General features: G+C 70.1%; 24 protein-coding genes, 1 tRNA gene and 2 pseudogenes. 21 read left to right on the top strand and 6 right to left on the bottom strand.

Annotated elements, in window-relative coordinates; translation table 11 throughout:
- Positions 1-33: 33 nt before the first annotated feature.
- From rplU to BW730_RS03935, 10 genes are all read left to right on the top strand, one after another.
- Complete coding sequence (gene rplU / locus BW730_RS03895) at positions 34-342, top strand: 50S ribosomal protein L21 (RefSeq protein WP_077685109.1); 309 nt, start codon at positions 34-36, stop codon at positions 340-342.
- A gap of 12 nt (positions 343-354) precedes the next feature.
- The gene (gene rpmA, locus BW730_RS03900) at positions 355-606 is read left to right on the top strand and encodes a 50S ribosomal protein L27 (RefSeq protein WP_077685110.1); all 252 of its coding nucleotides are present in this window, start codon (positions 355-357) and stop codon (positions 604-606) included.
- Positions 607-710: 104 nt separating this feature from the next.
- Positions 711-2,228 (top strand): GTPase ObgE, encoded by a 1,518-nt coding sequence (gene obgE, locus BW730_RS03905; protein ID WP_077685111.1) that lies wholly within the window; start codon positions 711-713, stop codon positions 2,226-2,228.
- Positions 2,218-3,312, top strand: coding sequence for a glutamate 5-kinase (gene proB / locus BW730_RS03910; protein ID WP_077685112.1), 1,095 nt, complete (start codon positions 2,218-2,220; stop codon positions 3,310-3,312). The genes obgE and proB overlap by 11 nt, the downstream gene beginning before the upstream one ends.
- A gap of 57 nt (positions 3,313-3,369) precedes the next feature.
- On the top strand, positions 3,370-3,966 hold the full coding sequence (locus tag BW730_RS03915; protein WP_077685113.1) for a PQ-loop repeat-containing protein: 597 nt from the start codon (positions 3,370-3,372) through the stop codon (positions 3,964-3,966).
- A gap of 51 nt (positions 3,967-4,017) precedes the next feature.
- Positions 4,018-5,259 carry a glutamate-5-semialdehyde dehydrogenase gene (locus tag BW730_RS03920; RefSeq protein ID WP_077685114.1) on the top strand — a complete coding sequence of 414 codons (1,242 nt, stop codon included), beginning with the start codon at positions 4,018-4,020 and terminating at the stop codon, positions 5,257-5,259.
- Between the two features lie 46 nt (positions 5,260-5,305).
- Positions 5,306-5,434 (top strand): hypothetical protein, encoded by a 129-nt coding sequence (locus BW730_RS20045; RefSeq protein WP_257787354.1) that lies wholly within the window; start codon positions 5,306-5,308, stop codon positions 5,432-5,434.
- A complete protein-coding gene (gene nadD, locus BW730_RS03925; RefSeq protein WP_077685115.1) occupies positions 5,431-6,099 on the top strand; it encodes a nicotinate-nucleotide adenylyltransferase in 669 nt (222 codons plus the stop codon). The genes BW730_RS20045 and nadD overlap by 4 nt, the downstream gene beginning before the upstream one ends.
- Positions 6,086-6,469 carry a ribosome silencing factor gene (rsfS, locus tag BW730_RS03930; RefSeq protein WP_077685116.1) on the top strand — a complete coding sequence of 128 codons (384 nt, stop codon included), beginning with the start codon at positions 6,086-6,088 and terminating at the stop codon, positions 6,467-6,469. Before nadD ends, rsfS begins: the two co-directional genes overlap by 14 nt.
- Before the next feature lie 4 nt (positions 6,470-6,473).
- Complete coding sequence (locus BW730_RS03935; RefSeq protein WP_077685117.1) at positions 6,474-7,073, top strand: histidine phosphatase family protein; 600 nt, start codon at positions 6,474-6,476, stop codon at positions 7,071-7,073.
- Positions 7,074-7,097: 24 nt separating this feature from the next.
- Here the strand turns inward: BW730_RS03935 and BW730_RS03940 are convergent, their stop codons facing one another.
- The 4 genes from BW730_RS03940 to BW730_RS03955 are packed head-to-tail and all read right to left on the bottom strand — an operon-like array spanning position 7,098 to position 10,915.
- Positions 7,098-7,841: a hypothetical protein gene (locus BW730_RS03940; protein WP_077685118.1), complete on the bottom strand. Its 744-nt coding sequence runs from the start codon at positions 7,839-7,841 to the stop codon at positions 7,098-7,100.
- A gap of 25 nt (positions 7,842-7,866) precedes the next feature.
- Entirely contained in the window at positions 7,867-8,586 is a 720-nt protein-coding gene (hemQ, locus tag BW730_RS03945; protein ID WP_077685119.1) for a hydrogen peroxide-dependent heme synthase, read from the bottom strand.
- The gene (locus BW730_RS03950) at positions 8,583-9,629 is read right to left on the bottom strand and encodes a ferrochelatase (RefSeq protein WP_226997058.1); all 1,047 of its coding nucleotides are present in this window, start codon (positions 9,627-9,629) and stop codon (positions 8,583-8,585) included. Before BW730_RS03950 ends, hemQ begins: the two co-directional genes overlap by 4 nt.
- A complete protein-coding gene (locus BW730_RS03955; RefSeq protein WP_145952713.1) occupies positions 9,626-10,915 on the bottom strand; it encodes a glutamyl-tRNA reductase in 1,290 nt (429 codons plus the stop codon). Before BW730_RS03955 ends, BW730_RS03950 begins: the two co-directional genes overlap by 4 nt.
- 35 nt (positions 10,916-10,950) lie before the next feature.
- Here BW730_RS03955 and hemE point away from each other — a divergent pair.
- The 10 genes and pseudogenes from hemE (at position 10,951) to BW730_RS04000 (ending at position 21,388) form a co-directional block, all read left to right on the top strand.
- Positions 10,951-11,957: pseudogene (gene hemE / locus BW730_RS03960) on the top strand (uroporphyrinogen decarboxylase).
- On the top strand, positions 11,954-13,237 hold the full coding sequence (locus BW730_RS03965) for a protoporphyrinogen/coproporphyrinogen oxidase (protein WP_077685122.1): 1,284 nt from the start codon (positions 11,954-11,956) through the stop codon (positions 13,235-13,237). The pseudogene hemE and the gene BW730_RS03965 overlap by 4 nt, the downstream one beginning before the upstream one ends.
- A pseudogene (hemC, locus tag BW730_RS19045) lies at positions 13,234-14,118 on the top strand (hydroxymethylbilane synthase); the annotation flags it as partial. The gene BW730_RS03965 and the pseudogene hemC (BW730_RS19045), both read left to right, overlap by 4 nt.
- Before the next feature lie 123 nt (positions 14,119-14,241).
- Positions 14,242-14,859 (top strand): uroporphyrinogen-III synthase, encoded by a 618-nt coding sequence (locus tag BW730_RS19050; protein WP_237268016.1) that lies wholly within the window; start codon positions 14,242-14,244, stop codon positions 14,857-14,859.
- Between the two features lie 28 nt (positions 14,860-14,887).
- Complete coding sequence (gene hemB / locus BW730_RS03975) at positions 14,888-15,853, top strand: porphobilinogen synthase (protein WP_077685124.1); 966 nt, start codon at positions 14,888-14,890, stop codon at positions 15,851-15,853.
- Positions 15,841-17,154 carry a glutamate-1-semialdehyde 2,1-aminomutase gene (gene hemL, locus BW730_RS03980; protein WP_077685125.1) on the top strand — a complete coding sequence of 438 codons (1,314 nt, stop codon included), beginning with the start codon at positions 15,841-15,843 and terminating at the stop codon, positions 17,152-17,154. The genes hemB and hemL overlap by 13 nt, the downstream gene beginning before the upstream one ends.
- A gap of 34 nt (positions 17,155-17,188) precedes the next feature.
- Positions 17,189-18,859 carry a hydroxymethylbilane synthase gene (gene hemC / locus BW730_RS03985; protein ID WP_158522466.1) on the top strand — a complete coding sequence of 557 codons (1,671 nt, stop codon included), beginning with the start codon at positions 17,189-17,191 and terminating at the stop codon, positions 18,857-18,859.
- A 102-nt stretch (positions 18,860-18,961) separates the two neighbouring features.
- Positions 18,962-19,037 (top strand) — tRNA-Ala (locus tag BW730_RS03990).
- Between the two features lie 459 nt (positions 19,038-19,496).
- Positions 19,497-20,453: a DUF6884 domain-containing protein gene (locus tag BW730_RS03995; protein ID WP_335340881.1), complete on the top strand. Its 957-nt coding sequence runs from the start codon at positions 19,497-19,499 to the stop codon at positions 20,451-20,453.
- 119 nt (positions 20,454-20,572) lie between these two features.
- The gene (locus tag BW730_RS04000) at positions 20,573-21,388 is read left to right on the top strand and encodes a GIY-YIG nuclease family protein (protein ID WP_077685127.1); all 816 of its coding nucleotides are present in this window, start codon (positions 20,573-20,575) and stop codon (positions 21,386-21,388) included.
- Between the two features lie 197 nt (positions 21,389-21,585).
- On the opposite strand, the gene BW730_RS04005 is transcribed toward BW730_RS04000, so the two are convergent.
- A complete protein-coding gene (locus tag BW730_RS04005) occupies positions 21,586-22,809 on the bottom strand; it encodes an HNH endonuclease signature motif containing protein (RefSeq protein WP_077685128.1) in 1,224 nt (407 codons plus the stop codon).
- A gap of 1,100 nt (positions 22,810-23,909) precedes the next feature.
- Here BW730_RS04005 and BW730_RS04010 point away from each other — a divergent pair.
- Positions 23,910-24,170, top strand: coding sequence for a hypothetical protein (locus tag BW730_RS04010; protein WP_077685129.1), 261 nt, complete (start codon positions 23,910-23,912; stop codon positions 24,168-24,170).
- Between the two features lie 249 nt (positions 24,171-24,419).
- Here BW730_RS04010 and BW730_RS04015 read toward each other — a convergent pair whose 3' ends face one another.
- Entirely contained in the window at positions 24,420-25,250 is an 831-nt protein-coding gene (locus tag BW730_RS04015; protein ID WP_226997060.1) for an IclR family transcriptional regulator, read from the bottom strand.
- Between the last annotated feature and the right edge of the window lie 172 nt (positions 25,251-25,422).

Genomic DNA, 25,422 nt, shown 5'->3' on the forward strand with positions numbered 1-25,422 from the left:
CATGAACTTATTGAGAACGAAGGTAGGTCAGTCGTGTACGCGATTGTGCGCAACGGTGGTCGTCAGCACAAGGTTGCTGTCGGCGACGTCCTGGACATCGATCTGGTGTCCGAAGAGGTCGGCGGTTCCGTCACCCTGCAGCCGCTGCTGCTGGTCGACGGCGACAAGATCACCTCTGATGCCAAGGGCCTCGGCAAGGTGTCCGTCACCGCCGAAGTTCTCGGGATGACCAAGGGCCCGAAGATCCGGATCCTGAAGTACAAGAACAAGACCGGTTACAAGAAGCGCCAGGGGCACCGTCAGCGGTACACCCAGGTCAAGGTCACCGACATCAAGGCCTGAGGGAGATCAGACATGGCACACAAGAAGGGCGCGTCCTCGACGCGCAACGGTCGTGATTCGAACGCTCAGCGCCTCGGCGTGAAGCGCTACGGCGGTCAGCTCGTCGGCGCAGGCGAGATCATCGTCCGCCAGCGCGGCACCCACTTCCACCCCGGCGACGGCGTCGGCCGTGGCGGCGACGACACGCTGTTCGCGCTCGTCGAGGGTCACGTGGAGTTCGGCGTCAAGCGCGGTCGTCGCGTCGTCAACATCGTTCCCGCCTGATCCGAGCGGCAACACACCCACTTCATCACCAAGGCTCGCCCCAACGGGGCGGGCCTTTGTGCTTTCCCAGGATTCTTTCCCCGGACGATAGACTTGGCCGCGCTATGGCTATCCCCTCATTTGTAGACCGCGTCAAGCTGACCGTCCAGGCCGGTAACGGCGGGCACGGTTGCGCCTCCATCCACCGCGAGAAGTTCAAGCCGCTCGGCGGCCCCGACGGCGGCAACGGCGGCGAGGGCGGGTCCATCATCCTGCGCGTCGACGACTCGCTGTCGACCCTCGTCGAATACCACCGTCAGTCGGTGCGCAAGGCCACCAACGGCCAGCCGGGTAAGGGCGACTTCCAGCACGGCGCCCGCGGCGAGACCATCATGCTGCCCGTGCCAGCGGGCACGGTCGTCACCGATGTCGACACCGGCCAGGTGCTTGCCGACCTGACCACCCCGGGGGACGAACTCGTCGTCGCGCAGGGCGGCAGGGGAGGCCTCGGCAACGCGGCGCTTGCGACCGCATCCCGCAAGGCCCCAGGCTTCGCGCTGCTCGGCGAAGAGGGCGACGCGCACCTCATCCAGCTCGAGCTGAAGGTCGTCGCCGACGTCGGCCTCGTCGGCTTCCCGTCCGCGGGCAAGTCCTCGCTCGTCGCCGCGATCTCCCGCGCCCGGCCCAAGATCGCCGACTACCCGTTCACGACGCTCGTGCCGAACCTCGGCGTCGTGGTGGCGGGCGACGTGACCTACACGGTCGCCGACGTGCCCGGCCTGATCGAGGGGGCCTCGGAGGGACGCGGCCTCGGCTTCGACTTCCTGCGCCACATCGAGCGCTGCCAGGCCATCGTCCACGTCATCGACCTCGGCACCTACGAACCGGGCCGCGACCCGGTCGACGACCTCGAGGTCATCGAGGCCGAACTAGAGGCGCACGGTGGCCTCGAGGACCGCGTCCGCCTGATCGCCCTCAACAAGGTCGACCTCCCCGACGCGCACGAGCTCGCCGAGATCGCCAAGCCGGAACTGGAGCGGTTCGGCTTCCCGATCTTCGTGATCTCCACCAAGACCGGCGAGGGGCTCAACGAGCTGAAGTACGCGATGGCCGACATCGTCGCGGCCCGCCGCGCGGCGTTGCCCCCGTCCGAACCGCGCCCCGTGATCCGCCCGAAGGCCGTCGCGTCGAAGAAGGGCGCCGTGGAGGAGTTCACCATCGTCAAGAAGGGCGACGGCGAGGGCGGCTTCGTCTGGCGCGTCAAGGGCGAGAAGCCCGAGCGCTGGATCAGGCAGACCGACTTCAACAACGCCGAGGCGGTCGGCTACCTGGCCGACCGGCTCAACCGGATCGGGATCGAGACCAAGCTGCTCGAGATCGGCGCCCGCCCCGGCGACGCCGTCGCGATCGGAGGGGAGGACGCCGTGGTGTTCGACTTCGCGCCGCAGATCGAGATCGGCGCCGAGATCCTCAGCCGCCGCGGCGAGGACGTCAGGCAGGAGACCGAGCGGCCCGCCATCACCCGTCGAAAGAAGATGGACGCCGAGTACCACGCCGCGAAGGCCGCGGTCGACTGGGCGACCACCGGCGTCACCCCGGCCGACAACGCCCCTCGCGAAGACAAGGGGCCGGATGAGGCCTGAGGTCGAGGGCGCCAAGCGCGTCGTCGTCAAGGTCGGTTCCTCCTCCCTGACCGACGCCAAGGGGCGCCTCGACCCGGACCGGATCACGCAACTGGCCGAGTTGCTGGCGGCCAGCCACGCGAGGGGCGTCCGGGTGGTGCTCGTCACCTCCGGAGCCATCGCCGCCGCGCTCGGCCCGCTCGGCCTGCGCAGGCGCCCGCGCGACCTCGAGACGCAGCAGGCGGCGGCCGCCGTCGGTCAGGGCCTGCTCGTGCGGGCCTACTCCGACGCGTTCGCCACGCACGGCCTGCTGGTGGCCCAACTGCTGCTCACCGTCGAGGACGTGGTGCGGCCGAGGACCTACCGCAACGCGCTCAACACCATCTCGCGGCTGTTCCGGCTCGGCGTGGTGCCGATTGTCAACGAGAACGACACCGTCGCCACCCACGAGATCCGGTTCGGCGACAACGACCGGCTCGCAGCGCTGATCGCCCACCTGGTGCGAGCCGATGCGCTGCTGCTGATGAGCGACGTCGACGGCCTGTACACCGCCCACCCCGACACACCGGGTGCGCGGCGCATCGACCGCGTCGAGGACATCTCCGAGTTGGACGTCGACACCTCGCGGGTCGGCTCGAAGGTCGGCACCGGGGGGATGCGCACCAAACTGATCGCGGCAGACATCGCGACGCAGGCGGGCGTCAGCGTCGTGCTCGGCCACGTCGACCACCTTGGGGAGGCGCTCGTCGGAGACGACGTCGGGACGTTCTTCCCCGCGCGCAAGAAGCGCCGCCCCCGACGCCTGCTGTGGCTGGCGTTCGCGGCGGAGCCACGCGGCTGGGTGCACGTCGACGAGGGCGCCCGCAGGGCCCTGACGACCAGGCACGCGTCGCTGCTCGCGGCGGGCGTCACAGAGGTCAGGGGAGCGTTCGCCGAGGGAGAGCCGATCGAGATCGTCGGACCAGACGGAGAGCCGGTCGGGAGGGGCTTCGTCGGCTACTCCAGCGCCGACCTGGTCCGCGAACTCGGGCACTCGAGCGACGAGGCAGGGCACCGCAGCCTGCGCCCCGTCGTGCACCGCGACCACATGGTGCTCGCCGACTGAGCACGCCTCACCCGGGGCGATTAGCCCGCACGGGTGGGGGCCTCCTACGCTGGTCGTGTGATTGACGTTTTCGGGTGGGTCGCCGCCGCCATCGGCCTGTCCGCAGGCATCCCTCAACTCCTTCGCATCGTGCGCGCCAGCAGCAGCCTCGGCGTGTCGATGCGGCTGTGGCAGATCACCGCAGCCACCACCTGCGCTTGGGGCGTGCACGGCTTCCTGATCGGCGCCCCTCAGATGCAGATTCCCAACGTCATCGGCGCCGCCATGTCGTTCTGGATCCTGATCTTCGTGCTGCGCGACAGGTTGCAGGCGATCCTGCCGCAACTGGTGCTTCCGCTGCTGCTCGCGGCCGCCCTGGTCGGGGTCGAGGTGATGTTCGGAGCCGTCGTGTTCGGCCTCGTGGTGGTCGTCCCGCAGTTGATCGGCCAGGTCGCCCAACTGCGCTCGCTGCTGACCACCTCCAACCCGGCGGGCGTCTCGGCGGGATTCCTGGCGATCTTCGTGTTCGGGCAGAGCCTCTGGTTCATCTTCGGGATCGCGTTCAACGACTGGGCCCTGATCATCTGCGCGGGCGGCATGGTCGCGATCGCCACCGTCAACCTGATCGTCTGCCTGGTGCGACAGTCGCGCGCCAGGGTGGCGCTGGCCGTCTGAGGCGCCGGACGAGGGAAGGGCCGCCGCGGCGCGGCCGCTAGAATCCGCCGCATGGAATTCGTCGACCAGGCCGAAGCCGCGCGAGCGGCCTCCATCGAACTCGCCACCCTCACCCGCGACGCAAAGGACGCGGCGCTGCAGTCGATGGCCGACGCCGTCGCCGCGGCCGAGGCCGACCTGCTCGCGGCGAACGCCGTCGACGTCCAGGCCGCCCGCGACGCGGGCACCGACGAGTCGATCGTCGACCGCCTCGCCCTGACCCCCGCGAGGATCGCGGGCATGGTGCAGGGCCTGCGCGACCTCGCGGCACTTCCCGACCCGATCGGCGACGCGGTACGGGGCTGGCGGCTCGGCAACGGGGTGCGCGTCACGCAGGTGCGCGTCCCCTTCGGCGTGGTCGGCATCATCTATGAGGCGCGTCCCAACGTCACGGCCGACGCCGCGGGCATCTGCCTGAAGTCCGGCAACGCCGCCCTGCTGCGCGGCTCGTCGTCCGCGCTGATCACCAACCGCGTCACCGTCGCGGCCCTGCGCCGCGGCCTCGAGGCGGCGGGCATCACCCCCGACGCCGTGCACCTGGTGGAAGGGGGCCGCGAGATCACGGGCGACATGATGCGGGCCCGCGGGCTCGTCGACGTGCTGATCCCGCGTGGCGGGGCGGGCCTGATCCGCACCGTCGTCGAGGGCTCGACAGTCCCCGTGATCGAGACGGGAACCGGCAACTGCCACCTCTACGTCGACGCGGCCGCCGACCTCGACCAGGCCGTCGCGATCCTGCTCAACGCGAAGGTGCAGCGCCCGTCGGTGTGCAACGCGGCCGAGACGTTGCTGGTGCACCGCGACGTCGCAGAGGCGTTCCTGCCGCGCGCCCTGGCGGCCCTTGCCGGGGCCGGGGTCACCGTGCACGGCGATGACGCGACCCGCGTCTTCTCCGACGACGTGGTCGCCGCAACCGCCACCGAATACGACGAGGAGTACCTGTCGCTCGACCTGGCGGCCAAGGTCGTCGGCTCGCTCGAGGAGGCGATGGACCACATCCGCCGCCACACCACGGGACACTCCGAGACCATCATCACGCGCGACCGCGACGTCGCCGACCGCTTCGTGGCGGGCATCGACGCGGCGGCCGTCCTGGTCAACGCGTCCAGCCGGTTCGTCGACGGCGGCGAGTTCGGCTTCGGTGCCGAGATCGGTATCTCGACGCAGAAACTGCACGCGCGCGGGCCGATGGGCCTGGTGGAGATGACCAGCTCCAAGTACGTCATCGAGGGCGACGGGCAGGTCCGCGCGTGAGGCAAAGTGCGCGTCGGGGGCGCACTCGTTGCTAGGATCGCGTGCCATGAGCCTTCTTCTGGAGACCGCGCCGCTCGTGCCCAGCTGGGTGATGGGCGCCATCGTGCTTGGCATCTTGCTGTTCGCCCTGCTGTGGATCGTCGGCATGGGGTCGGGACGCCCGCAGTCGAAGTGACCTCCACCGAACTCGCGCTCGCGCGCGCCGGGCGCAGCCGCCCCTACCGTCTCGGGGTGATGGGCGGCACCTTCGACCCGATCCACCACGGCCACCTGGTCGCCGCCTCCGAGGTGGCAGCCAAGTTCGGCCTCGACGAGGTGGTCTTCGTCCCGACCGGCGTCCCGTGGCAGAAGCGCGACCGCGACGTCTCGATGGCGGAGGACCGCTACCTGATGACGGTGATCGCGACGGCGTCGAACCCGCGCTTCTCCGTCTCCCGCGTCGACATCGACCGGCCGGGCGACACCTACACCGTCGACACGTTGCGCGACCTGCGCGCCGAGCGAGGCGAGAACACCGAACTGTTCTTCATCACCGGCGCCGACGCGCTGCGTCAGATCCTCACCTGGCGCGGGGCCGAGGAACTGTTCGACCTCGCACACTTCGTCGGGGTCACGCGCCCGGGGGTGCCGCTCACCGAGAACGACCTGTCGCACCTGCCGGAGGGCAGCGTCGACCTGCTCGAGGTCCCCGCGCTCGCCATCTCGTCCACCGACTGCCGCGACCGCGTCCGCGCGCAGCAGCCCATCTGGTACCTGGTGCCCGACGGCATCGTCCAGTACATCGCCAAGCGCGGGCTGTATCCCGCCATCGACTCGAAGGTTCCGCATGACCGTTCCTGATCCCGTCCTGAGCAACGTCCGGGTGGCCGCGCAGGCCGCAGCAGACAAGCTCGCCGACAACGTCGTCGCCTTCGACGTGTCGGAGCAACTCACGATCACCGACGTCTTCCTGATCGCCTCCGCGGGCAACGAGCGCCAGGTCGGCGCGATCGTCGACGGGGTCGAGGAGGCGCTGCTCAAGATCAAGGTCAAGCCGGTCCGCCGCGAGGGCGACCGCGAGAACCGCTGGGTGCTGCTGGACTACATCGACTTCGTCGTGCACGTGCAGCACACCGAGGAGCGCACGCTCTACAGCCTCGAGCGCCTCTGGAAGGACTGCCCCGAGATTCCACTCGACATCGACGCCCCCGAGCCCTCCGACGACGAGTAAGCCAGTGGCGCACGACCCGACGACCGACCTGGTGGTGCTGCGGCACGGCCAGACCGACTGGAACGCCGAGCGTCGCTTCCAGGGGCACGCGGACGTCCCGCTCAACGCCAAGGGCATTGCGCAGGCCGAGGCGACCCACGCCCGGCTGCGCGGCCACCGCTTCGACGCCGTCTACGCCTCTCCGCTGTCGAGGGCGCTGCGCACGGCCGAGATCGTCGCCCCGAACGCCGAGATCGGGCTCGACCCGCGACTGATGGAGATCGACGTCGGCACCTGGTCGGGGCTGACGTGGGACGAGATCATCGCCTCGATGCCCGGATACGAGGAGATGTACGCCAACGGCGTCGACTTCCGCCGCTCACCGACGGGCGAGACCCTCGCCGAGGTTGTCGGGAGGGCGCTTCCCTCCATCGAGGAGATCGCGGCGAACCATCCCGGCCAGACGGTCCTGATCGTCTCGCACGGCCTGCTGCTCAACCGCGTGCTGCACGCGCTGCTCGGCCTCAAGGGGCGAGTGCTGGGCGGCCTCGGCAACGCGCACTACTCGACGCTCGGCTTCGACCACGGCGCGTGGCGGTTGCTGTCGCACAACGTGGGCGCCTGACCTGACTGTCGGGTCAGCGACGCGTCATCGGTTCAGCCAGGCGTCGAAGCTGCGTCCGACGATCTCCGCCGTGCCCGGACGTGGGACGAGCGCGCCGCTGCGGAAGGCGACCATCACCCCTGGGATGGCCAGCGGAACGGCGAGCATCCCGCGCGGCTTGACGGCCCTCACCATGGTGAGCAGCGACAACTCCTCAGGGCCCGCGAGGTCGACCCCGGCGTCGTCGATTTCCCCGACGGCATAGGCGGCCAGGGCGTCGGCGACAGCGATCGGGTCGACCGGTTGCATGCGCATCGACGGCACCACGGCCAGCGGCCCCCAACTGAGCCTCTCCAGCATCTGCTGCGCGAACATGTGCCACTGGGTCGACGCCACGACGCGGCAGTCGGGGTTGGCACGCAGGGCGGCGGCCTTCTCCGCGGCCTTCCCCGCGTAGTAGCCGTACGACTGGTTCTGTGGCTCGGAGCAGTTGACGATAGACAGGAGGACGTGGCGTGCTCCCCACGCGGTTGCGGCCTCTGCGCACTGCCGGGACGCGTCGGAGAAGAATCCGATGGCGGCCGCGGCCTTCGTCGTCGCGATCCCCGGGGCCTGGATGATGGCGTCGGCTGGCTCGACGGCGTCGAGGAGGCGTTGCCTGGTCAGGTCGAACCCGGTGCTCCTGCTTGCCACCCGTCCGGTGTGTCCCCGCCTCTCGAGCGACGCGAGGATGTCTCCGCGGAGTCGCCCTCCGCCGACGATCAGAACGTCCATCGACACCTTCGCCATGGCTCAACCATGCACCCCCGGCGACCTAGACGCGCGGTTGGCGCCCGATCCACTCGGAGAGCTCGACGCGCGGGCCCGTGAAGAACGGCGTCTCCTCGCGCACGTGCAGCCGGGCCTCGACGCCGCGCTGGTGGCGCATCGCGTCGGTCAGCCGGTGCAGTTCGTCGGCCTCGAACGCCAGGATCCACTCGTAGTCGCCCAGCGCGAACGACGACAGCGTGGAGGCGACGACGTCGGGGAACTCGCGGCCCGCGACGCCGTGCTCGTAGAGCATCTTGGAGCGGTGCTCGTTGTCGAGGTAGTACCAGTCGTAGCTGCGCGCGAACGGGTACACCGTCAGCCACGGACGCGGCGCGAAGCCCGCGAAGCAGCTCGGCACGTGCAGCCGGTTGAACTCGGCGGGGCGGTGCACGGCCATCACGGACCACACCGGCTCCAGGTAGTCGCCCAGCGCGCTGCGGCGCAGCGCGTGGTAGCCGGCCTGCAGGTCGGCGGGGTCGTTGGCCAGCGTCCAGACCATCAGGTCGGCGTCGGCGCGGAAGCCGCCCACGTCGTACCAGCCGCGGATGGTGACGCCGGTGGCCTCGACGTCGGCCTGAGCCGCGGCCAGCGCCTCGGTGTCGCCCGGCAGCGGGGAGGCGGTCGCGAAGACCGAGTACATGGCATACAGCGGCATCGCGTTGATGGCCTCGAGGTCGACGTCGACCTCGTCGCGCTCGTCGCGTCCAGGATGCTTGGTCGTCATCGGGTGGCTCCTTCGGGTCGGGACAGGCAGCAGGCACCGGTGGAGAACCGGCAGATGGTGTCGTCTGGCCGCTCACCGCGCGCGACGGCGGCGCGCTCGAGCAGCCGGTCGACCAGCAGCGAGGCGAAGCCCGAGTCGGGGCCGACCGTGGCGGCACGGACGTAGGGCAGGCCGAGGTCCGCGGCGGTCGCGCTCGCCTCGGTGTCGAGATCGTATGCGACCTCCATGTGGTCCGAGATGAAGCCGATGGGGGCCGCGACGACCCCGGCGACGCCCTCGCCCTGCACCCCGGCGAGCCGCTCGTTGACGTCGGGCTCGAGCCAAGGGACGTGCGGCGCGCCCGAACGGGAGCAGTAGGTCAAGTCCCAGCCGAGCTCCTCGCCAAGCTCGCGGGAGGCGAGCGCCGCGACGGCCTCGGCGACCTGAAGGTGCTGCGCGTCGTAGCGCGCGGCGGGCTCTCCGGTGGAGGACGCCTCGTTCATGGCGATCGGGATGGAGTGGGTGACGAACAGCACTCGGATCGGCGCGTCTCCGACCGTCTCGCGCAGGGTGCCGACGGCGGCCACGAGGGCGCGGGCGTTGGCCTCTGCGAACTCGGGCGCGTCCCAGAACGGGTCGACCTTGTCGACGCGCAGCGGGCGGCCGTCGGTGGCGCGGACCAGGTCCTCGCAGTACTGGCGGCAGCTCGAGTAGGACTGGTAGGCCGACGTCGCCAACCCCAGCACCCGCTCGTGCCCGTCGGAGACCAGCCCGTCGACGGTCTCGGCGAACAGCGGGTGCCAGTTGCGGTTGCCGATCACGACCGGCACCTCGACGCCGCGGGAGGCCAGTTCGGCGCGGACCGCGTCCATGAGCGCCGCGTTCAGCTCGTTGATAGGGGAGCGGCCGCCGAACAGTTCGTAATGCCCGGAGACCTGCACCAGCCGCTCGTCCGGAATGTTCTTGCCCGCCGTCGCGTTGCGCATGAACGGCAGCACGTCCGCGGGTTTGTCCGGGCCGCCGTAGGAGGCGAACAGGACCGCCGTGTACGGCGCGATGCTCACATCGCCTGCTGCGTCGACGGGATCGTCTCCAGGTCGCACACCTTCAAATTGGTCACGGGGCATGACTGCTCCTCCAGTTCGGTCGCGTCGATGGGTTCGTCGCCGATGCCGTAGAGCTCGGCCATGGCGTGCAGGTACTCGTCGGTGCGGCCCCGCTCAGCCGCGAGCTTGGCGCGGGTCGACGGGATGTGCAGCAGCCGTGTAGCGAGCCTGCGCAGCGCGAGGGCGGCGTCGTCGTGGGTGAGGCTGCGCTGGGGGAGCCGGGCGACCTCGTCCTCGACGAGGCCCATCATGGCCTCGCGCAGGCCGACGACGGCCGGGTCGACCACCCTGGCCCGAAGCTTCGTCAACGCGTCCGCGATGCCCTCGTTGACGATGGCCTGCGCCCTGCGGGTGTCCTCCGCGATGCCCGATCCGAGCGAGTCCTGGATGGCGGCCAGGTCGACGACCGCGGCCCCCGGGAGCAGCGCGACGGCCGGGTCGACGTCGCGCTTGAGGGAAAGGTCGAGGAAGGCGGCGGGGCCCGTGACGTCTTCTGGCCCGATGACGGGGGTGCCGAGTCCTCGGCAGGTGACGACGAGGTCGGCCTGTGCGACCGCTTCCGGGAGCGAGGCGACGTGCCCGATGTCGTGGCTCGCCGCGAAGTCGGCGCCGCGGCCGCTCGAGGAGTGCACGGCGATGTCGGCGACCCCGCGGTGCCTGAGCGCAGCGACGACCGCCCCTGCATATGACCCGGTGCCGACCACCAGCACGGTGGCGCGCTCCCAGTCGGGCAGCGCGATCAGGTCGAGCCCGGCGGCCACAACCGTGCGTCCGGCGCCCTCGAGGCTCGTCTCCCTGGCGACCCGCCGCGAGGTCTTGAGGGCCTCGTCGACGGCGATCGTGAGGGGAAGCGAGGTGTGCCCGGCGGCCTGCGCCTCCGAGAGCGCGCGACGCAACTGGCCGGCGATCTCACGCTCACCGACGACCATCGAGTCCAGCCCGGCGGCGACCCGGAAGACGTGCCCGAGGGCCGCCTCTCCAAGGAAGAGGTCCCAGGCGGGCGCCATGTCGAAGCCCTCGTTGAGCGCAGCGCGCAGGCCGGAGTTGGGGAGGTCGGGCTCGGTGTCGAGCAGCACCTCCACCCTGTTGCAGGTGCTGAGCACCAGAGCGCCGGTGACGCCGTCGAAGGTGCGCAGCCGGTCGGCCGCCCCGTCGAGCGACGCACTGATGCGCTCCACCTCGGCGAGGCCCTGGCGGTCGTGCTGAATGGAGAAGATGCGCATCGTCACAGTGGTGCTATTCAACCACTGCCCCTGGGTACGGCAGAATCGGACTCACCATGAGTTCACTCCTCACCGCACTGAGCGGCCACCGTCCCGCCCGACTCCCGGTCTGGTTCATGCGCCAGGCCGGCCGATCGCTGCCCGAGTACCTGGAAGCACGCAAAGGCACCAGCATCCTCGAGGCGTGCCTGAAGCCGGAACTGGCCGCCGAGATCACGCTGCAACCGGTCCGCAGGCACGGGGTCGACGCGGCCATCTTCTTCTCCGACATCATGACCCCGCTGGTGCTGGCAGGTGTCGACGTCGACATCCAGCCCGGCATCGGTCCCGTGATCGCCGACCCGATCCGCACCGCCTCCGACGTCGACCGCCTCGTTGCGCACGAGGCGGGCGACCCCTCGGCCATCGCGCAGGCCGTCGGGTTGGTCGTCGCCGAGTTGGGAGACGACACGCCCCTGATCGGCTTCGCGGGCGCCCCGTTCACGCTCGCCGCTTACCTCGTTGAGGGCCGCGGCTCCCGCGACCACCTCGCCGCGAGGGCCATGATGCACGCCGACCCTGATGCGTGGGAGCGGTTGCTCGGCTGGTGCGCCGACATCTCCGGGGCGTTCCTCACCGCGCAGGTCGACGCAGGGGCGCGGGCCGTGCAACTGTTCGACTCGTGGGCAGGGTCGCTGACGCGCGTCGACTACGGCACCCACGTGGCTCCGCACTCCGCCAGGACGCTCGCCGCCGTCGAGGGTCGCGTCCCGCGCATCCACTTCGGCACCGGGACCAGGCACCTCCTGACCGACATGGCGGCCCTTGGCGTCGAGGCCATGGGCATCGACTACCGCACCCCGTTGGACGAGGCCGCCTGGCTGCTGCCCGGCATTCCGCTGCAGGGCAACATCGACCCGGCGCTGCTCGCGGCAGGCTGGGACGCGCTGCAGGCCCACGCCACCGACGTCGTCGACCGGGGAAGGGCGGCGCCAGCGCACGTCGTCAACCTCGGCCACGGCGTGCCCCCACCACCGACCCCGGAGTGCTGACCGAGTTGGTCGCATTCCTGCACCAGCTATGAGCGCCGTCATCGTCGTCGGGGGCGGCCTCGCGGGCCTGCTCACCGCGTACCGCCTGACCCAGGCGGGGCACAGCGTCGTGGTCCGCGAGGCGGCGCCCCGCTGGGGAGGCATGATCGCGCCCGTCGAGGTGGCGGGCATGCTCGTCGACTCCGGCGCGGAGGCCTACGCCACGCGCGGCGGCCACGGCCGGGCACTCTGCGACGAACTCGGCCTCGAGGTCGCGGCGCCCGAGGGCACGCCCCACGTGTGGTGGTCCAAGCGCGCCTGGCCGATGGCCGACGGGCTGCTGGGCATTCCCGGCGACCTCGACGACCCGGCGCTCGGCGTGCTCACAGACGCGGAACGCACCCGCTTCGCCGCCGATCTGACCATGGACCCTGCGATCGGTCGCGAGGCGCTCACCATCGGCGACCTGGCCCGCATCCGACTGGGGGAGGGGGCGCTGCAGAAGCTGGTCGAGCCCGTCGCGACGGGCATCTACGCGACCGGCGCGGAACACCTTCCCCTCGCCGCGGTCGCGCCCGGCATCCACGAGGCCATCCAGGCGGAGGGCTCGCTCATCGCGGCGGTCGCCAGCCAGAAGGCCCATCGAGGCTCCGCGGTCGAGCAGCCCGTCGGCGGGATGTTCCGGCTCATCGAGACGCTGGTGGACCGCGTCGAGGACCTCGGCGCCGACATCCGCGCCGCCGCACCCATCACCCACCTGCGGCGAAGCGGCCACGGCCTCGCGGCGCACACCCACGACGGCGAGAACCTGGTGGCGGAGCGCATCGTGCTCGCCACCACCGCAGCCGTCTCGGAGCATCTGCTCCGCGACCTCGGCGTCGTCTTCGTCGCCCCGCCCGTGAACAAGGCCCGTCAGGCGATCCTCGCGCTCGACAACACGGCGCTGCGGGAGCACCCGGTCGGCTCCGGCGTGCTGGTGGCCAGCCGCGGCGAGGTCCGCGCCAAGGCCCTGACGCACTACTCGGCGAAGTGGCCCTGGGCGCGCGAGTCGGGCCTCGAGGTGGTGCGCGTCTCGTACCCCGAGCACGTCTTCCCGACCAGGCAAGAGATCCTGGCCGACGCGTCCAGGCTGACCGGGGTCGCGGTCACCGACTCGCAGGTCAAGGGCCTCTCCTCCGTCGGTTGGGATGCCATGCCCACCCGGATCGAGGCCGCGAACCGGGACTACCTCGTCGAGGCGGCCGCAGGCGTCGGCGTCGACCTGGTCGGTGCGTGGCTCGACGGCAATGGCGTCGCGTCCGTGATCGCGGGCACCCGGCGGGTGGTCTCGTGAGGCTTCGCCTCGGCACCCGCGGGTCGGCCCTGGCCGTCGCGCAGTCCGAACAGGTCGCCGAGCGGCTCCGGGCGCTCGGCCACGAGGTGACGCTCGTGCGGGTCAAGACCAGGGGCGACGTCACGCAGGGCTCGCTCGCCCGCACCGGATCGCTGGGCGTGTTCGCGGCGGAACTACGCACCGCCCTGCTCGATGGGGCGTGCGAGCTCGCCGTCCACTCGTTGAAGGACCTCCCGGTCGAGCCGGTCGACGGGTTGGCGATCGCCGCGATCCCGGTCAGGGTCGACCCGGGCGACGCACTCTGCGCCCGGGACGGTCTCACCTTCGCCGCCCTGCCGCCCGGCGCCCGCGTCGGGACCGGATCGCCGCGCCGCGTCGCGCAGTTGCGGGGGCTGCGACCCGACCTCAGCTACGTCGACGTGCGCGGCAACGTCGGCACCCGGTTGGCGCGCGTCGCCGAGGGCGACCTGGACGCCGTCGTGCTAGCCGCCGCCGGCCTCGCCCGGCTCGGCCTGTCGGAGGCAGCCACCGACGCCCTCGACATCCTTCCGGCCCCGGGCCAGGGCGCGCTCGCGCTCGAGTGCCGCGCCGACCGCGCCGATGTCGCACAGGCCCTCGCCGCGCTCGAGGACCCGGAGACCCGCCTCGCGGTGACCGCGGAGCGGGACCTGCTCGCGGCGCTCGGCGGGGGCTGCGCCGCCCCGATCGCCGCGTTCGGCCGGTCCGGTCAGTTGGAGGCGGGCGTCTTCGCGCTCGACGGGTCCTCCGCGGTCCGCGCGACGGTCGACCTCGGCGCGGGCGCAGGAAGGGCGGCGGCCGACCTGCTGCTGGCCGACGGGGCCGCAGGGGTCGCGGACCTCGCCGCGAACCGCGAGTCGCGCCTGGCCGACCTGCACGACGAGTCGTCTCTGTGGGGCGGACCGGAGGTGCTCGCGGGCACCCGGGTGCTGCTACCCCGCCCGGACGGCGCGCTGGCCGACGGCATCCGCGCGGCGGGCGCCGAGGTGGTCGCCGTCCCGCTGCAACGCACCGTCGCGATCCGGCCGACCGACTGGCCGACGGACGCCGACTGGGTAGCGCTCACCTCGCCCGCGACGCTCGATGTCCTCGACGGGCTTGGGCTGACGCTTCCGGAGGGCGCCCGGATCGCCGTGGTCGGCTCAGGCACCGCTCGCTCCGCTGTCGCGCACGGGCTCACCGTTGACCGGATGCCAGCAGGCGGCGTTGGTAGCGCCCGCGCGCTGCTCGACGCCTGGCCGCAGGGCTCGGACCGGATCCTCATTCCCGGCTCCGCGCGGGCCTCCGGGGAACTGGCAAGCGGGCTGCTGGCCAAGGGCCACGTCGTCACTCCCGTGGATGTGTATACGGTGGAGACGTTGCCGACGGCGCCCGCGGCCGTGAAGGGCGACTACCAGGGCGCGATGTTCGACGTCGTGGTGGTCACCTCCGGATCGGTAGCCGAGGCCGTCGACGCGCTGCTCGGCTGGCCCTCCGGGACCAGCGTGGTGGCGCTCGGCGAGCCGTCTGCGGCCGCGCTGGTGGCGTTGGGTGTGACCCCCGATGCCGTCGCGGCGACGCAGGACGCGGACGGCGTGATCGCCGCCATCGCGACGACGCTGTGATGTTGATGACGCTGTGATGAGGAGAGAGATGCCGAGGATTCGACCGAGGAGGCTGCGCGGCACCCCCGCGATGCGCACCCTGGTGCGCGAGGTCGAGGTGCGGGGCTCGCAACTGGTCCTCCCGATGTTCGTGGGCGAGCGGTCCGCGACGATCTCGTCGATGCCGGGCGTGCGCCGCCACGACCTCGACTCGCTGCGCCGCGCCGCGGATTCTGCGGTCGCGGCAGGGGTCGGCGGGCTGATGCTGTTCGGGGTGCCCGACGACGCCGACAAGGACGACGCGGGCGCGCAGGGACTCGCCCCTGACGGGATCCTGCAGCGCGGCCTCCGGGCGCTGCGCGACGAGGTCGGCGACTCCACCGTCATCATGGCCGACACTTGCCTCGACGAGTTCACCTCGCACGGCCACTGCGGACTGCTGCTGCCCGACGGCTCCGTCGACAACGACGCCACCGTGACGTCCTACGTCGAGATGGCCATCGCGCAGGCCGAGGCAGGCGCGCACGTCGTGTCGCCGTCGGGGATGATGGACGGCCAGGTCGCCGCGATCCGGCAGGGGCTCGACGAGGCGGGCCATGACGGCGTCGCGATCCTGGCCTATGCGGCCAAGTACGCGTCGTCCTTCTATGGGCCGTTCCGCGAGGCCGTGACCAGTTCGCTGCAAGGCGACCGAAAGAGCTACCAGCAGGATCCGGCCAACCGCCGCGAGGGCCTGCGCGAGGCCGTCCTCGACCTGGCCGAGGGCGCCGACATGGTGATGGTCAAGCCCGCCGGCTACTACCTGGACGTGCTCGCGGATGTCGCGGCCGTCTCGGACGTGCCCGTGGCTGCGTACCAGGTCTCCGGCGAGTACTCGATGATCGAGGCGGCAGCGGAGCGCGGCTGGATCGACCGGAACCGGGCCGTCGAGGAGTCCGTCACCGCCATCGTGCGCGCGGGCGCCGACATCGTGTTGACCTACTGGGCCGAGGAGTTGGCTGGATGGCTGAAGTGACCCACAACGGGACAGAGAACGTGACAGACGACCTGTTCGCGCACGCCAGGGAGGTGATCCCCGGTGGGGTGTCCTCACCGGTGCGCGGCTACGGCTCGGTCGGCGGAACCCCCGTGTTCGTGGCGTCCGCGTCCGGGCCCTACACCACCGGCGTCGACGGCCGTGAGTACGTCGACCTGGTCTGCTCGTGGGGCCCCGCGCTGCTTGGGCACGCGCACCCCGAGGTGGTCGAGGCGGTGCAGGACGCGGCGTCGCGGGGGCTGTCGTTCGGCGCCCCGACGGCCGCCGAGGTCGAACTGGCCGATGTGGTGCGATCCAGGGTGCCGGTCGCCGAGCAGGTTCGGTTCGTGTCGACCGGAACCGAGGCCACCATGACGGCGATCCGGCTGGCGAGGGCGGCGACCGGGCGCGATGCCATCGTCAAGTTCGCGGGCTGCTATCACGGCCACAGCGACGCCCTGCTCGCCGAGGCGGGCTCCGGAGTCGCGACGCAGGGCCTGCCCGGCTCCGCTGGCGTCACCAAGGCCGCTGCGGGCGACACCATCGTCGTCGGCTACAACGACCTGGACGCGCTCGAACGGGTCTTCGCGGAGGCGGGGGACCGGATCGCGGCCGTCATCACGGAGGCCGCGCCTGCCAACATGGGCGTCGTGGCGCCGCAGCCCGGCTTCAACGCCGCGCTGCGTGACCTGACGGCCCGCCACGGGGCGCTCCTGATCGTCGACGAGGTGCTGACCGGGTTCCGCGTCAGCCCCGGCGGCTGGCTCGGGCTCGACGGCGGCTACGCGCCGGACCTGGTCACCTTCGGCAAGGTCATCGGCGGCGGGATGCCGCTCGCGGCGCTCGGCGGCCGCGCCGACCTGATGCAACTGCTTGCCCCCGTCGGACCCGTCTACCAGGCAGGCACCCTGTCGGGAAACCCGCTCGCCACCGCGGCTGGGCTCGCCACGCTGCGACTGGCCGACGACGCCGTCTACGCCACCGTCGACGCCCGCTCGCTCGAACTGCAGGCAGCGGTCGCCGACGCGCTGACCGCCGCCTCGGTGCCGCACCACATCTCGACGGCGGGCAACCTGTTCTCGGTGTTCTTCCGCGAGGGGCCCGTCGCGAACTACGCAGACGCCAAGGCCCAGGACCAGGCGGCGTTCGCCCGGTTCTTCCACGCCATGCTCGATTCCGGGGTGGCGCTGCCGCCGTCGGCCTTCGAGGCATGGTTCCTGTCCGCCGCGCACGACGACGTGGCTATGGGTCGGATTGTCGAGGCTCTTCCGGGGGCCGCGCGGGCGGCCGCGCATTCATGAGAAGCTTGGTCGTCGCAAGAGGGAAGGATCAATGGTGAAGCTTCGATTGGGCACGCGCGGGTCCGCGCTGGCGCTGGCACGCTCCGAAAGGGTTGCCGAGCAGTTGCGGGGCGCGGGGCATGAGGTCGAGGTCGTGCGTGTTGCGACATCAGGCGCCGACTCGAACCACATGCCCGACGGGTACTCCGTCGTCGTGTTTGCGAAGGAACTGCGAGAGGCGCTGCGCTCCGCGGAGTGCGACGTCGTCGTCCACTCGATCAAGGACATTCCGCTGACGGACGAGCCGGACGGGCTGACGTTCCCGGCGGTGCTCGCCCGCGGCGACCATCGCGACGCGCTCGTGACCTTGAAGGGCGTCCCGCTGTCGGCGCTGCCGCGCAAGTCGCGCATCGGTGTCACGTCGCTGCGGCGGATGGCGCAGTTGCGCGCGCTCCGCCCCGACCTGACGTTCATCGACGTCGGCGGCACGCTTGAGGAGCGGCTGCGCCGTCTCGAGCCGGGCGACCTGGACGGCGTCGTGCTGTCGGCCGCCGGCCTGAAGGCGCTCGGCCTCGAGGACCGCGTCTCCGAGTACCTGCCGATCCTGCCCGCGCCCGGCCAGGGCGCGCTTGCGCTGGAGTGCCGCGCCGACGACACCGACCTGGTCAAGGCGCTCGACGAGTTCGACGACATCGAGACCCGGATCTGCATCGACGCCGAGCGCGCCGTGCTGACTGGCCTCGGCACCACGTACGTCGCCCCCGTCGGGGCGCTCGCGTCGCGTCGCGGCATCCTCGGCCTCAAGGCGGGCGTGTTCTCCGTCGACGGCACCAAGCGCGTCGTGCTGGAGATCGGCCTGCCGACCTCCGAACTGCACGCGCAGCGCACCGGCCACAACGTCGCCCACGCGCTGCTGCAGCGCAAGGCCGAGCGGTTCTTCTCGCCCGAGGCGATCGCCAACATCGATCTGTCGGAGGAGCACGACGACGAGTCGATCTTCATTGAGAGCGCCGCAGACGACGACCGCATCCGCGTCCTGCTGCCGCGCCAGGAGGGTCGCCTCGCGCAGACGATGCGCTCCAACGACCTGCGCGTCGACACCGCGACGCTGCAGGAGGCAAAGCTCGTCAACGCCGACAACATCATGCCGTGGGGCGACTGGGTGGTCATCCCGTCGGCCCAGACGATGTGGGCGCTGCGCGAGCGCGGCTGGGACATCCCCGACACCAAGAAGATCGCAGCCATGGGCAGCACGACCCGCCAGGTCGTCGAGGAGGCCGGCTACAGCGTCGACCTGAGCCCCGAGGGCACCGCAAGCTCGGTCGCCCTTGTCGACGCGTTCCCCGTCGCCGAAGGCGAGCAGCGGGTCGTGATCGTGTGCGCCGACCAACTCTCCACGAAACTGGAGGACGGCCTGCGGCAGAAGGGCTACACCGTCGAGCGTTGCGAGATCTACACGATGGCTGACGTCGAGGAGATCTACCCCGAGCTGAAGGAGAAGTGGGACGACGGCGCCTGGGACGCGATCCTGCTCAGCCAGCCGTCGCTCGCCGACGCCTACGTGAACCTGCTCGGCCACCGCGACGACGTCTCGGTCCTCGCCTGGGACGAGCCGACCGCCGACGCCCTCAAGGCCGCCGGGGTGCCCGTCCTGGACGTGGCGATGTCGAAGGATCACTTCGGCGTGGCGGCCCTTGCCCGGACCTTGAAGAAGGGCCGCAGTTAGCGGCTTCTGAGCGTGAAAATCGGGCCTGGGAACCACCCCAGGCCCGATTTTCCATGTCAGACGAAGTGCGCTAGAGTTCTTCGAGTCGCCGCAAGACGACCTGGGGCTATGGCGCAGTTGGTAGCGCGCTTCCATGGCATGGAAGAGGCCAGGGGTTCGAATCCCCTTAGCTCCACCAGACCGAAACAGCCCCCGACAGGCACACGCCAGTCGGGGGCTGTTTCGTCCTTCCAGAGAGCGGTCTGAGCCGGGTACAGTCGGCGGCAAACTAGGCCGAGGCACAGGGGAGTGCGACGATGACGACGATCTCGTTCACATTGGCGGGGCGTCGGTTTGAGCTGTCGCACCAGGACGTGCTTACTAACCTGGCCAAGGCGCGCCCCGACGACATCAGCCAGTACTGGGTCGAAGTCGACAGCGATCGCTGGCCGGTCAAGCAGGTCATGTCGCTCGCCACCGGCCTTCGGAACGACGAGTTCCAGTCGCAGAACGCCAGGCGACTCCTGCTCAAGCTCGGGTTGGTCGTCGGAAAGGGGAGGGAGAAGATCGCTCCTTCGCCGATCGCCAAGGGCGGTCGTCAGCGGCGGGCTCCCCAACCGCGACCGGTGCCCGTCCAGGCCGACGTCGTGCTTGTTGGGTGTGTGAAGAGCAAGCTCCCCACGGGGCCGCAGCAAGGGACCTGTACACCTCGGACTACTTCGGGAAGATGCGGTCATATGCGCTCGCTTCCGGACTGCCCTGGTTCATCCTCTCCGCAGAGCACGGCCTGGTCAGCCCGGACGCTTGGCTGGAGCCCTACGACTGCTACCTCCCGGAGATGGGCCGCGAGTACCGAGCCAGATGGGGCACCAAGGTCGCCGAACAGTTGGAGGCCAAGCTTGGTTCGCTCTCAGGTGTGACCGTTGATGTGCACGCCGGGTCTGCCTATGTGATGGCTGCACATGAGCCGCTCACGCTGCGCGGGGCTACCGTGTTGGACCAGCTTCAGGGACTGTCCTTCGGGCACAGGCTCTCCTGGTACGTGAAGCGGGCGGCAGAGCCGGCGCCGATCTCCGAGGTAACAGCCCTGCTTCGGGAACAGCCGAAGGCTCTCACCCCTGATCGCATCCTTGCGCTGCAGGGGGCGGGCCTTCGGTCTCCGGGTGTATACAGCTGGTGGGTCGATGACTCTGGAGCTCGCGACCTCAGCGATGGGCTCGGCCATGACATCGAGCCGGGACTCATCTACGCAGGCCTTGCAGGCGCCACGCGCAGCGGCGGGGCTCTGTCGTCCAACACTCTCTGGGGGAGGATCGCGACGATGCATCTCGGCAAGCGCCGCGATCTCTCGACCCTGAGGCTCAGCCTCTTCTCGGTGCTGGCTGAGACCTTTGGAGCACAAGCCGTCAGCGAGACCGAGCTCACACGATGGATGCACGCGCACCTTCGGGTCCTCGCAGTCCCGGTCGCAGACGCGGACTCTCTGGGTGCTCTCGAGTCCGCGGTGCTGGCCGAACTCGACCCGCCACTCAACCTGGCGAAGATGCCGAAAACGCCACTCCGAGCCCGGCTCTCCGAGCTACGCAAAGAGCACGCGGCCTCGACCGAGGGCTGAGCGCGCTGGCCATCTGTGCAGGCGGAGCGGCATGGTGTTGGATAAGACAGGTAGTAGAAGGCCAACTGCCGCGGCTCAGGCTCTCTGAACGGGATTGCGCGGCTCCGAAGGAGGACAACGTGGCGCTGACGCTCGGCCCAATCCTGCACGACGCCGGGATCGATCCATCTGACGTGCTTGTCATCCGGCACGCTTTCACGCGTGAGCAGGAGGACACCGGGCGCCTCGGGCTACATGCCGACTCCACAGCCGAGGAGATCCTTGCGTACACCGGCCAGCAGTCGGTGAGCCCCCTGGGATTCCCGGCAAATCCTCCGAGACTCTGGGTCGTCTTCATCAAAGAAGGTGGCGATCGAGCCCGCCTCTGGTCCGTCCTGGAGAACCGTGGAGAGGTCTCGCGCGACGAAGAGCTTCGCTACTTCGACCTCGCGCACACGCAGCAGCATCTCGCCGATCTGTGGGAGCGGCTCGTAATCGGCTGGCGAGTCCCACGAAGGTGGTTCGTCAACGGCGCAACGGCAGCGGTCTATCCCGTCGTTGAGATCGCGGACGCCCAGCCGATTCCGTTTCCTGGGTTCGACCGGCTCATCCTCGACTACGTCCAGCTCCAGGCGGTCATGAGGGAACACCGGTACGCGTCGTGGCGAACAGCTCTCTCGTCAGTTGTCGGCATCTACCTGATCACCGACACCCGAGATGGCAGGCAGTACGTGGGTAAGGCCGATGGGGCGGAGTCGATCAGCCAGCGGTGGAGAGCGTACGCGGCCAATGGACATGGCGGGAATGTCGAGTTGCGCGGAATGGATCCAACAGGCTTCCGCTACTCGGTCCTGAGGGTGTTTGACCCGGCCACGCCGACCAAGGTGGTCGACGCCGCCGAGACTCACTTCAAGCGGGCGCTCGACACCCGTGCGCATGGGCTTAATCGCAACTAGGCGCAGAGGGCGTCGGCGGCGGATGCGATGAACCGTCGTAGAAGGCGCGAGTGCGCGGACCCCTCGACAGGCTCGGGGAGCGGGGCGACCGTCCGCAGGAACGTGCCGGTTACCGGGGTGGCTTTCGGCCTCGTTAGGCCGGGATGTCGAGAGAGCGCGCGCCTGATGCCCCGCGCCGCCGGCCAAGGGCGGGATGGCTAGGCGGCGGTGATGGGCGGGCCGAAGTCGAGGTAGCGGGTGTCCAAGGGCCAGCCTCGGATGGGTTGGGCCTCGGGCGGCGGGTGCGTTGGCGCCGGCGGGTCGTGGGGGAGTGCCGGCCGGATCGGGTGTCCGTAGCGGCCGAGGAAGGTGAGCCCGTCGGGAGTGGTCGGGGTGCCTTCGATGGTGAAGTTCCCCTGGTGATGTTCGCGGTGGTGGCGCGGGCAGAGCGAGAGCACTGTCTCGATGTCGGTGGCTCCGCCGTCGGCCCAGTGGGTCAGGTGGTGGTTCTCCAGGAAGCGGGTGGTGGTGCAGCCGGGGTAGCGACAGCCCTGGTCGCGGTCCTCGACGAGTGCCCGGGTGCGGCTCGGGACGATGCGCATGGCCCGTCCGACGGAGACCGGGGACGCGTTCTCGAGCCAGACGGGCCGGACGGTGCCCTCGCAGGTTAGTTTCCGGAGCAGGTGGCGGGGGAGGGCGCCCTGCTTCTTGATCCAACCGCGTCCGTCGGTCTCGAGGTGGACCAGCACCTTGTAGTGGTCGCGTCGGGAGGGGGACTCGACGGCTGTGAGGGAGCGGGAGGCCATCTCGAGGAGCGCGTCGGCCAGCGTGGCGGTGGCGTCACCCGCGGTGAACAGCGCGTCCTTGGCCTCGCGGAGTGCGGTCTCGACGAGCGCGCCGTCGAGCGGGTCGGCCTCGAAGTGCAGGCGGAAGCGGCCGTCCTGGGTGCCCATGCTGAGGGTGGGACCGTCATCGATCGCGGTGACTGTGCCGGAGGGTAGCTCCTCGTCCTGGGTAGGCGCGACATCCTCGGCTGGAAAGTGATAGCGCGGAAGGACTCGGCGCAGTTGCGGGACGGTCGCGGCCTCGACGAAGCCGGTGACGGCGTGCGCGTGGCTGAGTGGGACGTGCTTGGCGACGACCGCGAGTTGGTCGACGCTGATGCTGCCCGAGTGGAGACGTCGCTCGAGTTCGGGGAAGTCGCCTTGGCGGCGGGCGATGGTGACGATCTCGCGGGCGCGGACGGGGGAGAGCGCGCAGCGCAGCATCAGCCAGTGCTCGGGGGAGACGATGCCCTCGCCGGCCCAAGCGTTGGTTGCGATGACCTGGGCGGTGAGATCGACGAGTTCGGCGTGGAGTTGCGCGAGCTGACCGGCGAGAAGCTCGGCCCGGCGGGACGCGACCTCCCACTGCTCGATGCTCGGGTACTCCATCAGGTCCATGCTTAATCGTACACCCGTTCTATTTCGTTGACGAGGGGTTTCCCGGAAATCCGCAAACTTCCTGATGCGCGTGAATGCCTCTGAGCTTGGCGGCTGGAGGTGATCGCTCCGAGCCTGCCGAGGGTCCCTTGCCTGTCGGTCGCATGTAGTCGCCGGGCGATGTGGGTTGCCGACGCTTCGAGTCGGCCCGCGGCCTCAGCCCGGATCAAGGAACGGCGTTGCCCACTGGCGGGCTAGGTCGGTTCCCGGGTGCGTGGGTGATCTCTCCGCCGGGTCGCAGGGTCGTCTGCCCGGACGAGGCGGAGATGATGCTTAAGGGGTCGCCTAGCGGGCGGCGCCCACTGTGGCCCGCGTGCGGTGGTTTGGGCTGATCCCAGTCGACCGGACAGGCCAACCGTGCTCGATGAAGATCGGCCCAGCCGCCTGTGCGAGCGATTGGAGCTCTCGAATGCCGTGGAGACGGACTGGCAGCCGAACTGGTGCAGCGTCATTTCGTACGCCACCTGTATGTGTTGCCCGCTGAGCCCTTCGCTGGCGATGGCGTGCAGGCTGCCTGCGCGGTGCTTCTGGCCTCGCAGGGGGACGCGGTGCATGGGTGTCTCGGCCCGCTTCTGTGGTTGTGGAAGAGCGCCAGGCGGGCTTCACCGCGGCCTTCGGTGTGTGAGTGGTCGCACGTTGGTGTGCGAAGTTGGGGTGGGCCATGAGGCGGCCACGCCACACCGGCGCGGAAGTCCCTTGGCTGAGCCCAGGGGGCCCGCTGAGTCGCAGCGGTTGGCGAGTTTCGCGGCGGAGAGCATCGACGAGGTTGATGGCACAGGTAGTGCTCGAGCCCGCCTCTGCGGACCTTAGGGCTATCGCTTCGCGCCGTCTCAAGAGGCGGTGGGGGTTCTGGGGCCCGAAGGAGTCGGTCGTATCAGTTGTAGCCTGATCGGACAATGAGACTCGTCGCCAGAGAGGTGTGAGCATGGTGTTCAGGCAAGGTGAACGTTGGTCCCCTTCGTTGCTTCGGCGGGGTTCGACGAAGGCGCTTTGCGCGGCCCGCCGCGAAGGCTCCTCGAGGGAGTTGCCGGAGAGTGTCACTCAGATGATCGAGGATCGGTGTGCAGATGTGGTCTGATGAGGCGGAGGTGAAGGTTGACTATGACCCGAGCGCGAACGCTGCTGCGATCACCTTCGCCGCTTTCCCCAAGGTGGGGACGCTGACTGACATCCCGGTTTTCGAGAACGGTGAGCTCACAGCGATCCTGACCTTTGTTGATGGCAAGTTGATTCAACTTCAGTTGCTTGATGCGCAGACTCAGCTTCCTGCCGAGATGATGCCAAGTCGTCGTCTCCCTGATGATCTGCTGCCTCCGGAATAGGGTCTCGGGTCGGACGAATCAGACGCAGATCAGGTCAGTGGAAGCTGTGACGTGGGGGCGTGGCGCCCGGGTCAGGGAGATAGCGAACGCTGAAGGGCTTGCCAAGGGTCGACGCCGTCGGCGCAAGGGTCTCTCACATCGGGGTCTGGCTGTGTCACCGCCGGCCGAGGTCGGCCAGCACGCTCTCGGGCCGCACCATGTGCGGTGGTGGCTTCGGGGGGTTCGTCTTCTGGTCCCGTCGGCTGGCCGTCACGAGGTGCCAGTCTCCGGGCGCCGGGCGTCGTCGTCGGCCGGCGGGACCGCCCTCGATGACAGCAGGGCGCCGATCCGCTCCGCAGTGCGCAGCGTCGCCGCGACGTGGTCGCGGATGTCGCCCAGGTTCTCGCGCTTGTGCTCGCCGATGCTCACGGAGCCGACCGGGCGACCGAGCATGAACACCGGGGCGGCGACCGCGCGCGTGTTCTTGTCGTACTCGCCCTCCGAGTAGGCCCACCCGCGCTCGGCGACCTCGATCATCTGCGCCTCGATCGCCGTCGCGTCGTCCGAGGTGAGGTCGCTGAACTTCGCCAAGGGAATCGTGTACATCAGCGCCTGCCTGGTGGCCGCGTCCAGGGTCGCGAAGTAGGCCTTCGCGGTGGCGCCGGCGTGCGCCGGGTACAGTTCGCCGACCAACGGGTGGTTGCGCATCGGGCCAGCCCCTCCATCGACGGCGGCGACGCAGCGCACATAGGCGCCGTCGGCCACCGCGAACACCGCCGTCCGTCGCGACTCCACGGCCAGCCAGGCCAGGAACGGCTCGACCAACTGGGCCATGCCGCCGCGGCGCTCCCACGTCGACGCGATCCGCCACAGCGCAGGCCCGAGGTGGTAGCGACGCGTGGTCGGATCGGCGTGCAGGAAGCCGCGCTTGGCCAGGGTCGCGAGCAGGCGTTGCGCCGTCGACTTGTCCAGGTCCAGTTCGCGGGCCAGTTCCATCACGCCCCAGTCGGTGCGGGCGCCGGTGAACGACAGCAGGATGCTCAGCGCGCGGTCGACCGTCTGCAGAGTGCCCGCGCTGCTCTGCCCTGAGGTTGCCGTCACGGATGTCTCCTTCGACTCGAAAGGGTGCGCCCCCGGCCGCCGCGACCCCGCGACGCACGCCTGAAGGGCGGTTTCTTTTCCCAAGTCTCTCATATACAGAGAATGCGTTGCGCTAGACGGGTTGGAAATCAATAGTTGTGCAATCTCGTCCCCCTGGTCGCCCACCACGCCG

It is taken from the genome of Tessaracoccus aquimaris, from assembly GCF_001997345.1.
Lineage (GTDB): Bacteria > Actinomycetota > Actinomycetes > Propionibacteriales > Propionibacteriaceae > Arachnia > Arachnia aquimaris.

Excerpts from the sequence above, each read along its gene's own strand:
- rpmA (WP_077685110.1), top strand. The coding sequence starts at position 355 with ATGGCACACAAGAAGGGCGCGTCCTCGACGCGCAACGGTCGTGATTCG.
- obgE (WP_077685111.1), top strand. The coding sequence starts at position 711 with ATGGCTATCCCCTCATTTGTAGACCGCGTCAAGCTGACCGTCCAGGCC.
- proB (WP_077685112.1), top strand. The coding sequence starts at position 2,218 with ATGAGGCCTGAGGTCGAGGGCGCCAAGCGCGTCGTCGTCAAGGTCGGT.
- BW730_RS03920 (WP_077685114.1), top strand. The coding sequence starts at position 4,018 with ATGGAATTCGTCGACCAGGCCGAAGCCGCGCGAGCGGCCTCCATCGAA.
- BW730_RS20045 (WP_257787354.1), top strand. The coding sequence starts at position 5,306 with ATGAGCCTTCTTCTGGAGACCGCGCCGCTCGTGCCCAGCTGGGTGATG.
- rsfS (WP_077685116.1), top strand. The coding sequence starts at position 6,086 with ATGACCGTTCCTGATCCCGTCCTGAGCAACGTCCGGGTGGCCGCGCAG.
- BW730_RS03940 (WP_077685118.1), bottom strand. The coding sequence starts at position 7,841 with ATGGCGAAGGTGTCGATGGACGTTCTGATCGTCGGCGGAGGGCGACTC.
- hemQ (WP_077685119.1), bottom strand. The coding sequence starts at position 8,586 with ATGACGACCAAGCATCCTGGACGCGACGAGCGCGACGAGGTCGACGTC.
- BW730_RS03965 (WP_077685122.1), top strand. The coding sequence starts at position 11,954 with ATGAGCGCCGTCATCGTCGTCGGGGGCGGCCTCGCGGGCCTGCTCACC.
- hemB (WP_077685124.1), top strand. The coding sequence starts at position 14,888 with ATGCCGAGGATTCGACCGAGGAGGCTGCGCGGCACCCCCGCGATGCGC.
- hemL (WP_077685125.1), top strand. The coding sequence starts at position 15,841 with ATGGCTGAAGTGACCCACAACGGGACAGAGAACGTGACAGACGACCTG.
- BW730_RS04005 (WP_077685128.1), bottom strand. The coding sequence starts at position 22,809 with ATGGACCTGATGGAGTACCCGAGCATCGAGCAGTGGGAGGTCGCGTCC.